Genomic DNA, 15,083 nt, shown 5'->3' with positions numbered 1-15,083 from the left:
CCACGGTGTCAAACCACCTTGCTGATCACATAACGGTACTTGCCCGAGGCTTCCGCCGCGATTTCATCGACTTCTTCGATGGCGATCGTTACCTGCGCCCCCAGCCTGGCCTGGAAACCTGCCACGATCAGGGTGCGCGTGGTCTCGTCCAGGCGCGGCAAACAGACCAGCAGCACGCGCGTCAGCAACAGGGTTTCCTGGACTATTTTAAAACTGCGCACTTGCGGCAGTTCGCGCACGATGTAGACCAGGGCCAGGCCATGCATGACGGTGCCGTCCAGTGCCGTCAGAAAATCCGTGCTGCGCCCTTCCAGTTTTTGCAGCAGCGGCAAGCCGCGTCCGCAGGGGCAGGGTGCAATGCCCAGTGCGCCCACGTCGCCGGTGGCGTAGCGGATGAAGGGATAATCCTGCGTGCCCAGGTGGGTGATGACGATTTCGCCGGTGCTGCCGGTGGGCAGCGGCTGGCCGGCGGCGTCGACGATTTCCACGATCAGGTCTTCGGCCGTGAGATGCATGCCGCCTTCCGGGCATTCGTGGGCGATGAAGCCGGCGTCGCGCCCGCCATAGCCGTTGGCCACCAGGCAGCCGAAGGCGGCGCCGATCTGCTCGCGCTGCGCGTCGTACAGGCGTTCGGAGGTAACGAAAGCGACTTTTACGCCCATGCCGTCGAGCGGCGTGTTGTGTGCGTGGGCATGGCTGGCGATGCGGCACAGCGCCGAGGGATAGCCGAACAGCATGCGCGGGCGCAGGCGGCGCAGCTGTGCGATATAGCCGTCGATGCGCACCGGCGACATGGCGAAGGCGGGTAGCAAGGTGCTGCGCAGCAGCCAGTCGCGCAATCGGCGCAAGCGGTCTTGCGCATGCAGTTCGATCGGTGAACCCCACAGCACGGCTTCACGGTCGCCGATATCCACGCCCCACCAGCGCGTGGCGCGCCACTTGGCGGCGATGTCGTGGCTGATGCGGCGCCGTCCCAGGAAAAACAGCAGCGGCTCGCCGCTGGAGCCACCCGTGGCAAACGGCCGCAAGCCCACCGCCTGGCCAGACTTGAAGCTGTCGCGGGCCGCTGCGATGTCGGCCTTGTGCAGCAGCGGCAGCCGCGCCAGGTCCGCCAGGCTATCCACCCTGGCGGGATCAAAGCCGCTGCGTTCAAACAGCGCCTGGTAATACGGCACATGGCCGGCTGCGTGCTGCAGCAGATTGCGCAGGCGGGCCAGCTGATGCGCCTGAAGGCGTTCTGCGTTCCACCATTGCGAGCGTTCCAGCTCGCGCAGCAAAGACGTGCTGTGGTGGCGTTTAATTTGTTCGTGCAGCGGAAACAGCCATTGCGTGACCAGCCGCGTGTAGGCGCCGGGGCGCGCAATGGCGCGTATGCGCCGGTAGTGCGCCAGCAGCAGCGGGGCTATCGCCGGCCAGTCATATTGTGCCACCTGCGCCAACCCAGCCTTTGCCAGCTGGCGGGCGCGCTGCGGCTCGCGCAGCAGCGACAGGATGGACGCCGCCATGGCGCTACTGTCGCCGGGCGCCACCAGCAGCGCCGTGACCTGGTCTTGCAGCAGTGCCGCAATGCCGCCCACTTTGGTGCTGACGATGGGCAGGCCGCAGGCTTGCGCTTCCAGCACCGAGATCGGCATATTGTCGGCCAGGCTGGGATTGAGCACCAGGTCGCAGGCCCGGTACAGCGCCGGCATGTCTGCATTATCGACATGTCCGGCAAAGTGTACCGGCACGTCCAAGTCCATCGCCAGGTTGTGCAAGGCTTGCCGTTCCGGGCCGTCGCCAGCCAGCACCAGGCGGGCCGACGGCATGCTGGCGTGGACGATGGCAAACGCGCGCACGGCGCTGGCGTTGTCGTACAGCGCTTCCAGGTGGCGGGCCACCATGATCACGGGGCCATCACCAAAAGTGGACGTACGCGGGCCAGGCGTAAAGCGTGCCAGGTCGACGATATTGGGCACGACATGCGCCGTATGGCCGTATTGTTCGAAGATCCCGGCCAGGAAGCGCGAGGGCACGACGATGGCGCTGGCGCGGCGCAGGCTGAGGGCGAGCAGGCGCGGCGAGCGGGCAAAGAAGGCTGCCGCCTCGCCGCCCCGGTAATTGAGCAGGGCAGGTTTGCCCTTGATGCTGGCGATCCACAGGGCGGGCGCCGCCTGCAAATGCCAGGACCAGCCCGAGTTGGCCATGATGTGAAACAGGTCGACCGTATCGGCCGCCCGCCACAGCCGCCACAGGTGCAGCGGCAGGCGCAGTGCGGCGCGCAGATAGCGTATGCGCGCCAGCCACGGTGGCAAGACGGGACCGTTGACGGCCATCAGCGTCACCCTGGCGCCATCGGCCCGCAGCAGGGCGGCCAGTTGCTGCGTTTGATTGGCCATGCCGCCGGCCGGTGGCGGCAGCGGGCCCACCAGCGCGATGCGCAAGCCGCACAGCTTCATGGCGGGCCGCCCGCCGCCAACGCCAGGCGCGCATACACGGCGGAGTAGCGGCGCACGCTGCCGGCCCAGTTGCGTTCCTGTTCCACCCAGGCGCGGGCGTTGCGGCGCAAGGCGGGCCAGCTGTTCGGTGTCAGCAGCAAGCTCAGTACAGTCTGCGCCAGCGCATTGGCGTCGCCGGCGCGAAACAGCATGCCCGTCTGGCCATGCGTGATCAGTTCTCGGTGGCCGCCCACGTCGGAAGCGGCCACCAGGCAGCCTTGCGCCATCGCTTCGAGCGGTTTTAATGGCGTGACCAGTTCCGTCAAGCGCATCGGCAGGCGCGGATACACGAGCACGTCGATCATTTGATAATAGTCGGCCACCTGGCTGTGCGGCACGCGGCCGGCGAAGATCACCTGCCGGGCGATGCCGAGTTCACGCGCCAGCGTGATCAGCGCCTGTTCCTGTGGGCCGCCGCCGGCCAGCAGCAGGCGCAGCGTGGGCTGTGCGGCCAGCATGCGCGGCATGGCGCGCAGCAGCAGGGCCAGGCCTTCATAGGCATAGAAGGAGCCGATGAAACCGATCACGGGATGGCCATCCAGGCCTAGCGCGCGGGTCAGCGTGGAGTCCGCGCTGCCTTGAAAGCTGGCGGCATCGACGGCGTTGGGTATCACGGTGATTTTTTGTGGCGGCACGCCGCGCTGGCACAGGTCGCGCCGCAAGCCTTCGCAAATGGTGGTGATGGCGTCGGCGCGCCGCAGCGCATGGTCTTCCAGCGCCCGCGTCAGCCGGTAGCGCAAGCCGCCTGGCCGGCTGCTGCCATGGTCGGCGGCCGCATCTTCCCAGAAGGCGCGCACTTCATACACCACCGGGATGCCCAGCGCGCGGCCCACGCTCAAGGCGGCGATGGCGTTCAGGGCCGGCGAATGGGCGTGCAGTATGTCGGGCTTGAGCTGCTGCGCCAGCTGGCGCAATCGCTGCGCCAGCCCCAGGATCACGCCGTACTGGCGCAGCACCGGCAGGCGCGTCCACCAGCACCGGCTGGGCGCGGTGCGGTAAAAATGCCAGCCATCGACGTCTTGTTCGTCCGCTTCCGTGCAACCCTGTTTTGCGCTGGTCAGCTGCGCCGTTTCCCAGCCCAGGCGGCGCTGCTGGCCCAGGATGGCGATGGTGCGGAAGGTGTAGCCGCTGTGCAGCGGCAGGGAATGGTCGAGGATGTGCAGGATGCGCATGGCTTAATCCAGTGCCATGGCCGGCGCGACGACGATAGCGGGCGTGGCCGCCGCCGGCAGTACCTGCCGCAAAAACGCCTCGAACATCAGCAGCGACCATAATGGCGCGCTGTAGTCGCGCCGGCTTGAAGCGTGCTGTTCGATCAGATGGCGCACGTAATCCATCTCGAACAGGCCGCATTGCGCCAGGGTGGGACTGAGCAAACGGTCTTGCAGGCGCTGGCGCAGCGGGCCGCGCAGCCAGCTGGCCAGCGGCACGGAAAAGCCCATCTTCTGGCGGTATAGCAGGCTGTCGGGCAGCATTGGGCGCAGGGCCTTCTTGAACAGGTATTTGCCTTCGCCGCAGTGCAGCTTGAAATGCGCCGGCAGGCCGGACATCCAGGCCACCAGTTCATGGTCCAGCAGCGGCGAGCGCACTTCCAGCGCATGCGCCATGCTGGCCCGGTCCACCTTGGTGAGGATGTCGCCGGGCAGATAGGTTTTCAGGTCCAGGTACTGCACTTGCGACAGCGCGTCCGGCGCCGGGCTGGCGGCGGCGTGGCGGCGCAGCACTTCCACCGCACGGTAGCCTTGCAGCTGGTGCCGCAGTGCGGAGCTGAACAAGCGCGCCCGCATGGCGTCGCCCAGGATGCTGACGCTATGAAAATAGGCATCGGTGGTGTCGCGCGCCAGGCCTTCGAAGGTGGTCTTGGCGCGCAGGAAGCGGGGCGCCCAGTCGGCCTTGGGATACAGCCGGCCCAGGGTGCCGAACAGCGACTGGCGCAGGCTGGCCGGCAGCAAGGGGTCCATCACCCGGCGTACTTTTTCTTCGCGCGTGTGCAGCCGGTAGCGCCGGTAGCCGGCCAGGCTTTCATCGCCGCCATCGCCCGACAGCGCCACCGTCACCCGCTGGCGGGCCAGTTGGCAGACGCGGTAGGTGGGCATGGCCGAACTGTCGGCGAACGGTTCGTCATACAGATTGGCCAGCAAGTCGATCAGCTGGAAATCGTCTTGCCCGGCCTGCAGGGTGTGGTGCTGGGTGCCGTAGCGGCGCGCCACCAGCTCTGCATGGCGCGTTTCGTCAAAGGCCGGGTCGCCGAACGCGATCGAGCAGGTGTTCACCGCAGACGCACTGGCGCCCGCCATCATGGCGACGACGGCGCTGGAATCGACGCCGCCCGACAGGAATGCGCCCAGCGGCACTTCGGCTACCATGCGGATGCGCACCGCTTCGCGCAAGCGCGCCAGCAATTCGTCGCCCGCCTGCGCTTCGCTGGCATGGGCGTGCGGCGTGAACGGCACGTCCCAGTACTGGCGCGGCGCGGGCAGCGGCTGGCCGGCGCGTATGCTCAGGGTGTGGCCGGGCGGCAGTTTCAAGGCATGCTGGAAGATGCTGCGCGGCTCGGGCACGTAGCCATACGCAAAATAGTCTTCCACCGCCAGCGGGTCCAGCGTGCGCGGCATGGCCGGGTGGGCCAGCAAGGCTTTCAGCTCGGAGCCGAACAGCAAGGTGCCGTCGCTGGCCTGGCCGTAATACAGGGGCTTGACGCCAAGGCGGTCGCGCGCCAGGAACAGCTGATGGCGGCGCCGGTCCCACAGGGCGAAGGCAAACATGCCGCGCAGGCGCTGCACGCATTGTTCGCCCCATTGCTCCCAGGCGTGGACGATGACTTCCGTGTCGCTATTGGTGCGGAACACGTGGCCGAACTGGCGCAGCTCGGCCATCAGCAGCCGGTAATTATAGATTTCGCCATTGAAGACGATGGCCACGCTGCGGTCGGCGTTGAACAGCGGCTGCTGCCCGCTGGCCAGGTCGATCACGGACAGGCGGCGGTGGCCCAGCCCCAGCCCCGGTTCGCGGTGCAAACCATCTTCGTCCGGCCCCCGGTGGCGCAGGCTGTGGTTCATGCGCAGCAGCAGTAGCGCATCGATGTCGCGCTGGCCCTGCAAATCAAAGATGCCGACGATACCGCACATGGAATGCCTTTCAGGGGAAGGTGGAAAGCGGATCGGGGGCGGGTGCGCCCGTCAGGCGGTCATACACGGCCAGGTAGGCGCCGGCCATGGCCAGCAGGCTGTGCTCGGCCAGCACCCGGCGCCGGCCGCGTGCGCCCTGGCGCGGCCCCAGTTCGGGCATGCTGTAGTAGTCAAGCATGGCGTCGGCCAGCATTTCGGGCGAGCGGGGCGGCACCAGGGTGCCGTTCCAGCCGGACTGCACCAGTTCGGCGTTGCCGCCCACGGCGGTTGCCACCACGGGCAGCCCGCTGGCCATCGCTTCGAGGATGGTGTTGGAACTGCCTTCGGCCAGCGAGGGCAGCACGAACAGGTCCATGGCGCGCATCAGTTGCGCCACGTCGTCGCGCGCGCCGGGCAGCCAGGCCAGTTGCTGCGCGCCTGAGCGCTGCAGCAAGTCCAGGCAGGCCTGGCGGCTGGGGCCATCGCCGATCACCATCAGCCGCAGGCGCGCGCGCGCGCCCGGTTGCGCCAGCAGCAGCAAGAAGGCGCGCACCAGATTGTCGAAATCCTTGACGGCGGCCATGCGGCCCACGCTGCCGATCACGTACGCGCCATTGCACATGAAACCCGGTGGCCCGACGGCGGCGGGCGGGCCCAGGCGTGGGTGGAATTGCACGCTGTCGACGCCATTGCCGATCTGCGTGACGGTGGACGGCGCAGCGCCGATGGTGTCCACCAGCCACGTGCCCAGGTCGGCGCTGACGGCGATGAATTGCTGCACCAGTGGCCGCATCAGCTTGCGCAGCAGCCGGTATTTGTGGCTGGTGCCGTGCAAGTCGTCGATATCGCGCCCGTGTTCGCCATGCACGCGCAGGCGCACGCCGGCCAGGCAGGCCAGCAGTTGCGCTTCAATGCAGCCCAGGTTGCGCGTGTGAACCAAGCTGGGCCGCAGTTGCCGCAAGGTGCGGTACAAACGCAGATAATGGGCCGGGTCCTTGCCTTCGCGCTTGTCCAGGCTGATGATGTCGACGCCGTCGGCCGTCAGGCGCTGGCGAAAAGCGGTGGCGCTTTTCAGGCAGACGATGGCATGCCGGTAGCGCCCCGGCGGCATGTGGTTGATCAGGTTGACCAGGCCGTTTTCGAGTCCGCCCACGTCCAGCTGGTGGATTACGTGCACGATGAGGGGGGCCGCAGGGTCCGGCAGGTCAGTTTCCATGCGGCAACTCCTGCAAGCGCTGTTCGATCAGGGGCAGGGCGGCCTGCAGGAAGGCCTGCAGCTGCGCGCGCGGTGGCGGCGCCAGTTCGTCGTAAGTAGCGGAAATGATCAGGTCGGCGCCATCCTGGCGCGTGCCCAGCAGCTTGCCCCTGGCCAGCAGCAGCTTGACCAGCACCGGGTCGGCCGTGGCGACGCCGCCCTGGCGGTACAGCCGCCATGCCAGCAACCGCTCGCCGCCGTGAGCCAGCAGCGCTTCGCGCACGGCCAGGCTGCGCCCGTTCACCTGGACCTCGCGTTTCTGGTGTTTCAGTAAAGTCCAGAGCTCGCCGTAAGGGTGGGCCTGGTGCGTCAGCAGTTCCGCATCGGGCGCCTGCCGGGCAAACCAGGACAATTGCAGGCTGACCTGCGCCTGGCCTGGCTCCTGGCGATAGCTGGCCAGCCATGACATGGGATGGCCAGCGACGGGGACGCGCCAGGCCGGCGGCGCCGCCAGCTGCTGCCATCCGGGTGGCGCGGGCAAGGTCAGGGTAGCGGCTGGCGTGGCGGCAGCCGCGTCATCCTGATGCAGCAAGGCCAGTCCTGGCCACAGGGCGGCGATGGCCAGGCTGGCCAGCACGGCCTTGATGCTGGCTGCTGGCCGGGATGTGGCAGCTGGTGTTGCGGCCGTCGTGGCAGCAAGAGGCCGCTCGCGCCAGCGCGCGGCTAACCAGAACAGTAGCAGCGCCACCAGGCCGAAAAACAGCCAGCCATAGATCAGGTGGTCGAGACCCACGGCCAGGCGCATATTGCTCAAATGGCCCAGCATGACGATCAGATAGGCGCGCACGCCGTTGGCAACGATGGGCACCACCAGCGCGGCGGCCAAAACGGCCAGGCGGCGGCCCGTGCTGTGGCAGTTGAGGTGGGCAAACAGGGCGCCCAGGGCCAGCGAGGCGATCAGGTAGCGCAAGCCGCTGCATGCTTCGACGACGGACCAGTTACCCGTGGGTAAAAAGAAATTGCTGCCATCACGAAACACGGGTACGCCCGTCAGTTGCAGTGCGGCCACGGTAAAGCTGGCCGTGAAATCGATCAGCGGTTCGATAAAGACTTCGCCAAACGGCACGGCCAGGAACAGATAGCCTAGTGGAAAGGCCAGCAGGCGCACGGCGGGCCAGCCCAGGATCGCCAGCACGCAGGCCGGCAGCATGGCGGTGGCCGCATATTGCTCCACCACTTGCACGTTGGCGGCATTGGCCAGCAGCCAGGCCAGGCCGAGTCCGGCCAGCAGCAGCGGTCCTGCCAGGTTCGGCTGTGGCGGCAGGGCCGCCAGGCGGCGACGCTGGCGCCAGGCCAGCCAGATGCTGATGGGAACGATGAGGTAGCCATGCGCAAAAGTCTGCGAACGCGACCATAGTTCCAGCATGGACCAGAAGGTGCTCTGATACAGCAGTACGATGGCCAGCAGTGCCGGTGCCAGCAAGGCCAGCGGAGCCAGTGTCGTGCCTGCCGCCTTGGCCAGCCTTGCCGGCGCGGTGACACTGCCCGGTTCCACACTCACGATGGTTCCCGCGTGGGATGCAATTGCTCGGCCGGCACAATGTGGCCGGGGTTCGCCTGTGCCTGCAAGCCCAGCATGGCGCCCAGGCCTTGCAGATTGCGTTCCCAATCGTAGTCTTGCAGCACCAGTTGCCGCGCCGCCGCGCCCATGGCGCTTTCCGGCGCCTGCTGCTGCAGCACGCGCGTGGCATGGTGGATGAACTCGATCTCGTCGCGGGCCAGCAGCAGTTCCAGCCCCGGCTGGGCGGCGATGCCTTCCAGCGCCTGCGGTGTAGCCAGCACGATCTTGCCCATCGCCATGGCTTCAAGCACCTTGTTTTGCACGCCGCGCGCGATGCGCAAGGGCGCCACGGCCAGGGTAGCGCCGGCGAGGTAGGGCCGGATATCGGGCACCGTACCCGTGACCACCACGCCGGGCACCCTGGCCAGCTCGCGCACTTGTGCCGCCGGGTGGCTGCCGACGATATAAAACAGCAGTGCCGGGTAGCGGTAGCGCAGGGCGGGCCATATCTGCTGCACGAACCAGCGCGCGGCGTCGATATTGGGCCAGTAATCCATGGCGCCCGTAAATACCAGCACTTGCGCGCCGGCCGGGTACGGTGCCGGGGTCAAGGCAAGGCCGGGCGCAAAATAGGCGGCGTCGACGCCGTTATTGAAATGCCCCGTCTTGCGGCGCGCCAGTGGTGCGCACTGGCGGAACAGGGTGGCTTCCGCTTGCGAGACAAAGCTGGCGGCCGAGAACTGCTGCGCGATATGGCGTTCGTACTGCAACAGCATCTGCGATTCGCGCCGGTACAGCAGCGACACAGGCCAGGGCTTGCTGTCCGCGTACTGGCGCCATTTGTCGGAATCGACATCGACAAAATCGATCAGGCGGTACAAGGCACTGCCGGCGCCACCGTCGAGATACTGGGCCATGGGTCCGGAATAGGCCAGCGCATGGCGCACGCGCCCGCCCGCCAGCAGATCATGGACCCATGCCAGCAGCTGCGGGTCGCGATAATAATGCACGCTCATCGATTGGCGCGCCAGCAGCGCTTGCATGGCGCGCCAGCGGGCCGCATGGCGCCGCAAATCGATGAAGCGGGTACTGGCGCACAGTTCGGCCACCCGGCGCGTATGCTCCCAGTCTTCTTCGTTGTCGATGAAACAACCCAGGTGCACGCGGAAATGCCGGCTCAGGTATTGCAGCATATGCCAGGAACGTATCTTGTCGCCCTTGTTGGGCGGATACGGCAGGCGGTGGGTCAGATAGAGCAGTTCGCGCATGGCTAGCCCAGTTGCCGCACGATATGCGGCCCCAGCAGATTGGCCAGCGGCAGCGGCAGGCACCGCCAGGCACGGATGAACCAGCGGTATTTGGGATTGAGGGGATTGGTGTCCGGCAAGGACTCGGCGGCCACCAGCTTGTAGGCGTAAGGCAAGGGCTGCGCCGTAAAGCCCCAGTTTTTCTTGAAGTCGTAAGCGCCCGTGCCCAGCTTGCTGCGGCCGAAATCGAACAAACGATAGCCGCGCTCGCTGGCGCGCCGCATCAATTCCCAGTACATGAAGTCATTGGCGCCCGTGTCGCGCGCCAGCACGCTGCCGCCGCCATAATAGGGCAGCACTTCATCGCGGAAATAGAAAGTCATCACGCTCGCTTGCGCCTGTGCGCCCTGGCACACGGTCAGTATCTGGCAGTCATCGCCGAACACCGTGCGCAGCAGCGCGAAATGGCGGCGCGCGAAGACCGGCGTGCCCAGCCTGTGCACGCTGGCCGCGTAGAGGGGAAAGAAACGTTTGAGGTCGTCGTCGATCAAGCTATGCAAGCCGGCCGCGATGCCCTTGCGCACCACGGCGCGCTGTTTGCGCGGTATCGCCAGCAGATTATCCTGTTCGTCCGCCAGCAAGGGCCGGCGAAAGGTCGCGTACAGCGGCTTGCTGAGCCAGCCATGCTGGCCGCTATCGTCATGCCGCTCAGGTTGGCTGCGCTGGCGGTATTCCAGGTGGCCCACCTGCAATTGCTGCGCCAGCGCTTGTGCAGCGGCATCGAGTGCCTGGTGGGCGGCGGCATGGCTGCTGGCGATGCCGCCGTAGACGCAAAACGGCAGCGAAATCAGCGTGTTGCCGAACACGCGGCTGCGGATATGGGCTAGCGGCAACACGCCGCAGATGCGTCCATCTTGTTCGGCATACAGGAAGTGCCCGCTGTGGCCGAAGCTTTGTTCCATGATGGTGTGCCAGCCGGCGCGGTGAAAAAAGCTCGCTTCCGGGCAAGCTTGTACGAAGGCATCCCAGCGCGCATGGTCATGCGGCTGCAGCCGGCGTATTTCGATCGCGCTGGCAGGGTGGAGTGGAGCGATAGTGGATGCTGCTTGGTGCATGATGTTAGCCTGTACTGTCAAGAAAAATGCGGTCCATGCGGCCCCAGCGGAAGTCCTTGGCCAGCCGCGCCAGCCGTGGCTCCATCCGCTGCAGATTCACATAATGGCGAAATCGTGTTTTCCAGCCCAGGCCGGCGGGGCGTGGCTGCCCCGGATCCAGTTCCCAGGGATGAAAATAGAATATGCCAGCTTGCCCGTCGAGCGAGTTGATCCTTCGCAAGCACCAGTGCGTGACGCCATAAGGCAGCAGCCGGAAGTAGCCGCCGCCACCGGCCGGGAAGTTGCGCCGGCCCACACGCACGGTACTGATGGGCAGTTCCAGCACCCCGTGCAGGCCGCGTGGGCGCCAGGCGAAACGGGGCGCATCGGGCATGCCGTAATGATCGTGGCGGATCGGGTAGATGCTGGAACTGTAGCGGTAGCCCGCTTCTTGCAAGACTTCGAAAGCCCACAGATTGGCCGGCCCGATGGAAAAACTGGGCGCCCGGTAGCCTTGCACGGCCAGGCCCGTCAATTGTTCGAGGATGCTTTTGCTTAAGCTGATGTCGTGCGCGAAATCGGCCCGCGACTGCTCCGTGGCCCGCAAGTGGGCATAACCGTGGCTGGCCACTTCATGCCCGGCGGCAGCGATGCTGCGCAGCATGGCCGGGTAGCGCTCGGCGATCCAGCCCAGGGTGAAAAACGTGGCGTGGATGTGTTGTGCTTCCAGCAAGAGCAGGATGCGCTCGATATTGGCTTCGACGCGGCAAGGCATGTTGGGCCAGTCGGCGCGGGCGATATGCGGTGCAAACGCGGAAACCTGGAAATAATCCTCGACATCGATGGTCAAGGCATTGGTGATCTGGGCGTTCACGGCGATCATCGCGCACCCCGGCGCAGACGCAGCCATTGCAAGCTGATGGCGGCGATGCGCTCGGCCGCATGGCCATCCCAGTATTCCGGTATGCGGCCCCGCTTGCCGCCCCGCTTGCCATCCGATTGCAGGATGCCGCGCGCCAGCGCCAATATGGTGGCGGGCACCGTGCCGGCCACGGTATTGGTGCCTTCGTCCACCGTCACGGGGCGTTCCGTATTGTCGCGCAGGGTCAGACAGGGCACGCCCAGCGCCGTGGTTTCTTCCTGGATGCCGCCCGAATCGGTCAGCACCAGGCGCGCGCCTTGCATCAGGCCCAGCATTTCCAGGTAGCCCAGCGGCGGCAGCGGCACGATGGCGTGCTGCTCGAACAGCGCTTCCAGGCCGGTTTTCCGCAGCATGGCCAGGGTGCGCGGGTGGATGGGAAACAGCAGCGGCAGTTCCCTGGACAATTCCGCCATGGCCAGCAGCAGCGCGCCCAGGCGCCCGCCGTCATCCACGTTCGAGGGCCGGTGCAAGGTCAGCAGGCCGTAGGCGGGCGGGCAGGCGTGACCGTAATCGAGCAAGGTGGCGCTGGGCGAGGCGGCACGCGGCAATTGCTGCCGCAAGCTGTCTATCATGACATTGCCCACGAAATGGATGCGTTCGGGCGCGATGCCTTCGCGCAGCAGATTGGCGCGCGCGCCCGTTTCGCTGCTGAACAATAGCTCGGATAACTGATCCGTCAGCAGCCGGTTGATTTCTTCAGGCATGCTGCGGTCGCCACTGCGCAGGCCCGCTTCAACGTGGATGACCGGCGTGCCCAGCTTGGCCGCCACCAGTGCGCAGGCCAGGGTGGAATTGACGTCGCCCACCACCATCACGGCGTCCAGTTTCGGTTGCAAGGCCAGGTGCACCGGTTCGTAGCGGCGCATGATCTCGGCCGTTTGCTGCGCATGGCTGGCGGAACCCACGTCCAGGCTGATGTCGGGCGCGCGCATGCCCAGCGCGGTAAACACTAGCCCGCTCATCGCCGGGTCGTAGTGCTGGCCGGTGTGCAACAAGGTGATTCTCAAGCTGGGGGCCTGGCGCTCCAGAGCGGCCAGGATGGGCGCCATCTTCATCAGGTTGGGGCGCGCGGCGACCACGCACAGCAGGTGGAGCGGAGCTTGTGTGGACATGGCGGTCTCTCTTCAGAATTGCATGGTGAGCGTGGCGCTGACGCCGTTTTCGCGGAAAGCGGCACCGCGCGTGCTGGTGTGCGCCGTGTGCCTTAGCTCGATGGAAGCCGTCATTTTTGGCTTGATGATGCGGCTGGCGGCGGCCGTCAGCGTGAAATTGCCGTCGCGCCGCGGCACGCTCAGCGAACGGATGGTGGTGTAGCCCGCATTGGCGCGGAGGCTGTTGCGCGCCGACGCCTGCCAGGTCCAGCCCAGATTGCCAGCCACCTGGCGCGTGCGGTCTTCGCTGCCGAAATCGACGCCCGGCAGCAGCTCGCTGTCGATGCCGCTGGCCGTCAGCGCCGTGCGGTCCACGGCGGTCAGGCTGGCCAGCAAGCTGCCTTTCGGCGTGGCGCGGGCCACGTTCAGGCTCAGCTGCTTTTGCAGGAAATAGCGGTGGCTGAAGTAATTGATGGCGCCTTGCGAGCCCAGGCCGTTGGCATAACGCAAAAAGGCATCGATGCGCAAGCGCCGTTCGCGCGCATCGGGCACCAGGCCAGTCCACAGCTGATCGAGCAGGCTGGCCGCATCCTGGTTGCCCAGGCGCAAAAATTGCGCGGGCATGGTGGTGATGTCTTCGCTGTATTGTGCCGACCAGCTCGTTTGGCGCTGCCGGAACGCGGCGTCCAGGCTGTAGGTCTGGCCAAAGAAGCGCCTGCCGATGCTGACGGCCACGCTGGTGCGCGGCGAGGGCGTCCACACGCCGCCCACCGTCCAGAAGCGGCCTTGCGTGTCCTGGCCGGTGCTCGATGCATAGCCTTCCTGTTCCTGGCCCGCGCTGGCGGTGGCGGACCAGCGGCTGTTGAGCGGGTAGCGCAGGCCGACGCTGGCCCGCTCCATGCGCTGCGGCGCCAGCTTGCTGTCTTGCGTACGGCGCACATCGTAGCTGGCATTCCAGCTCCAGCCCGCGCCACGCGGCGCGCCATTGAACAGCATCTGGACTTCATCGCTGTGCATCGATAACAGGTCGCCGCCGCTGGACACGGTGTTACGCGTGTAGCGCAGCTCGGCCGTGCCCAGGCTGCTGAAACGGTGGCGCAAATAGGGGCTGATGGTGACGGTGCGCACCGTGCTGGCGTTTTGCGTGTTGGGCAGATCGCTGATGACTTGCGGGCCGAACGGCGATACGCTGCGCTGGCTGATGCTGGCCGCGCTGTCGAGGTGTAGCCAGTCCTTCAGCAGTTCGGCGCTGGCCGAGGCCTGCAGCTCCTGGTTCTCGCTGCCGGGCCGGTGCTGGTAGCGAAATTGCCGCCAGGTGGCGTCCAGGTGCACTTGCAGGCGGGGACCGGTGCCGATCAGGCCGATCGAGGGCGCGATTTCGGTGATGAAGTCTGGCTGCGCATGGCCTTGCGGCGCCAGCAGCGCATTGTCGGTATAGCTTTCGCGCAGCCGCAGCGAGGGCACGGCCAGCCAGTCTATTGCGCTGGCCGGCAAGGGCAATGCCATGAACAGCGCCAGCGCCAGGCCAGGCACGCCGGCCGCAGCAGGACAACGCAGGCCATGGCTAGTCGTAATAGCCATAATAATCGTTGCCGGGGAATCCCTTGGTCTTGTTGTAGATCAGGTGGATGTGTTCGCACGATTCGATCTGGCGCAGCGCTTCCTTGACGGCGTGCTGGGTGGTCGTTTCCGCTTCCACCACCATCACCACTTGCCCCATCTGCCCCACCAGCGCGTGGGCTTCGCTGGTAATCAATAGCGGTGGCGAGTCGAACACCACGATGCGGTCCGCATAGCGGCTGGCGATCTCGGCCAGCAGCCGGCTCATGGCGCGGCTGGCCAGCAATTCTGTGGCGTGCTTGTTGCTGCGCCCGGCCGGCAAGATGCTCAGGGTGCTGACATTGGTTTTCAGGATCACGTCGGCCATTTCCAGCTGCTCGTCGAGCAGCACGTCCATCAGGCCCGGTTCTGGCGGCAGGCCCAGTACTTTCAGCACGGACGGGCGCGCCACGTCGGCGTCCACCAGCAGCACCGTGATATCCATTTCCATGGCGATGCTCATCGCCAGGTTGACGGCGCAATAGGTCTTGCCTTCGCCGGGCATGGCGCTGGTGACGACGATCAGGTTGCCATGGCGTATCGCTTCGGCGCCGCTGGCGCGTGCCTTGCGCAAGAGCGGGCGCTTGATGATGCGGAAATCTTCGGCCACCGAGGTGCGCCCGCCATCGTGCGTGACCATGCCCTGCGCCTGCAGGGTGGCCAGGTTCAGCTCGCGGTAATGGGGCGAAGCGGTGTGGTCCGCCCCATAAGCTTGCGGTGCTTCAGCCACCTGGTGCACGGGCTGCTGTTGATCTTGCACGTCCTTGCTGTCCATCGCGTCTCCCGGTGC

The 15,083-nt window shown here is 66.3% G+C and carries 11 protein-coding genes; all 11 read right to left on the bottom strand.

Going from position 1 to position 15,083, the window contains the following annotated elements; genetic code table 11:
• Positions 1-8: 8 nt before the first annotated feature.
• From HDE72_RS04905 to HDE72_RS04855, 11 genes are read right to left on the bottom strand one after another with little or no spacing between them, the layout of a single operon-like run.
• Entirely contained in the window at positions 9-2,438 is a 2,430-nt protein-coding gene (locus HDE72_RS04905; protein WP_183737593.1) for a glycosyltransferase, read from the bottom strand.
• Positions 2,435-3,649 (bottom strand): TIGR04063 family PEP-CTERM/XrtA system glycosyltransferase, encoded by a 1,215-nt coding sequence (locus tag HDE72_RS04900; protein WP_183737592.1) that lies wholly within the window; start codon positions 3,647-3,649, stop codon positions 2,435-2,437. The genes HDE72_RS04905 and HDE72_RS04900 overlap by 4 nt, the downstream gene beginning before the upstream one ends.
• A gap of 3 nt (positions 3,650-3,652) precedes the next feature.
• The gene (locus tag HDE72_RS04895) at positions 3,653-5,605 is read right to left on the bottom strand and encodes an XrtA/PEP-CTERM system amidotransferase (protein ID WP_183737591.1); all 1,953 of its coding nucleotides are present in this window, start codon (positions 5,603-5,605) and stop codon (positions 3,653-3,655) included.
• Between the two features lie 10 nt (positions 5,606-5,615).
• Positions 5,616-6,800 (bottom strand): TIGR03088 family PEP-CTERM/XrtA system glycosyltransferase, encoded by a 1,185-nt coding sequence (locus HDE72_RS04890; RefSeq protein ID WP_183737590.1) that lies wholly within the window; start codon positions 6,798-6,800, stop codon positions 5,616-5,618.
• Positions 6,790-8,340: an exosortase A gene (xrtA, locus tag HDE72_RS04885; RefSeq protein WP_311735187.1), complete on the bottom strand. Its 1,551-nt coding sequence runs from the start codon at positions 8,338-8,340 to the stop codon at positions 6,790-6,792. Before xrtA ends, HDE72_RS04890 begins: the two co-directional genes overlap by 11 nt.
• Entirely contained in the window at positions 8,337-9,608 is a 1,272-nt protein-coding gene (locus HDE72_RS04880) for a TIGR03087 family PEP-CTERM/XrtA system glycosyltransferase (RefSeq protein WP_183737589.1), read from the bottom strand. The genes xrtA and HDE72_RS04880 overlap by 4 nt, the downstream gene beginning before the upstream one ends.
• Before the next feature lie 2 nt (positions 9,609-9,610).
• Positions 9,611-10,702 carry a FemAB family XrtA/PEP-CTERM system-associated protein gene (locus HDE72_RS04875; protein WP_183737588.1) on the bottom strand — a complete coding sequence of 364 codons (1,092 nt, stop codon included), beginning with the start codon at positions 10,700-10,702 and terminating at the stop codon, positions 9,611-9,613.
• A 4-nt stretch (positions 10,703-10,706) separates the two neighbouring features.
• Positions 10,707-11,564: an XrtA system polysaccharide deacetylase gene (locus tag HDE72_RS04870; RefSeq protein ID WP_183737587.1), complete on the bottom strand. Its 858-nt coding sequence runs from the start codon at positions 11,562-11,564 to the stop codon at positions 10,707-10,709.
• Positions 11,561-12,715, bottom strand: coding sequence for a non-hydrolyzing UDP-N-acetylglucosamine 2-epimerase (gene wecB / locus HDE72_RS04865; protein WP_183737586.1), 1,155 nt, complete (start codon positions 12,713-12,715; stop codon positions 11,561-11,563). The genes HDE72_RS04870 and wecB overlap by 4 nt, the downstream gene beginning before the upstream one ends.
• A 12-nt stretch (positions 12,716-12,727) precedes the next feature.
• Positions 12,728-14,275: a TIGR03016 family PEP-CTERM system-associated outer membrane protein gene (locus HDE72_RS04860; RefSeq protein WP_183737585.1), complete on the bottom strand. Its 1,548-nt coding sequence runs from the start codon at positions 14,273-14,275 to the stop codon at positions 12,728-12,730.
• Positions 14,259-15,068: an XrtA-associated tyrosine autokinase gene (locus HDE72_RS04855; RefSeq protein WP_260176495.1), complete on the bottom strand. Its 810-nt coding sequence runs from the start codon at positions 15,066-15,068 to the stop codon at positions 14,259-14,261. The genes HDE72_RS04860 and HDE72_RS04855 overlap by 17 nt, the downstream gene beginning before the upstream one ends.
• Between the last annotated feature and the right edge of the window lie 15 nt (positions 15,069-15,083).

This window comes from Janthinobacterium saanense (assembly GCF_014200675.1).
Classification (GTDB): Bacteria; Pseudomonadota; Gammaproteobacteria; order Burkholderiales; family Burkholderiaceae_D; genus Janthinobacterium.
Note: the sequence above shows the minus strand (reverse complement) of the source record. Positions and strands in the feature narration are given on the sequence as shown.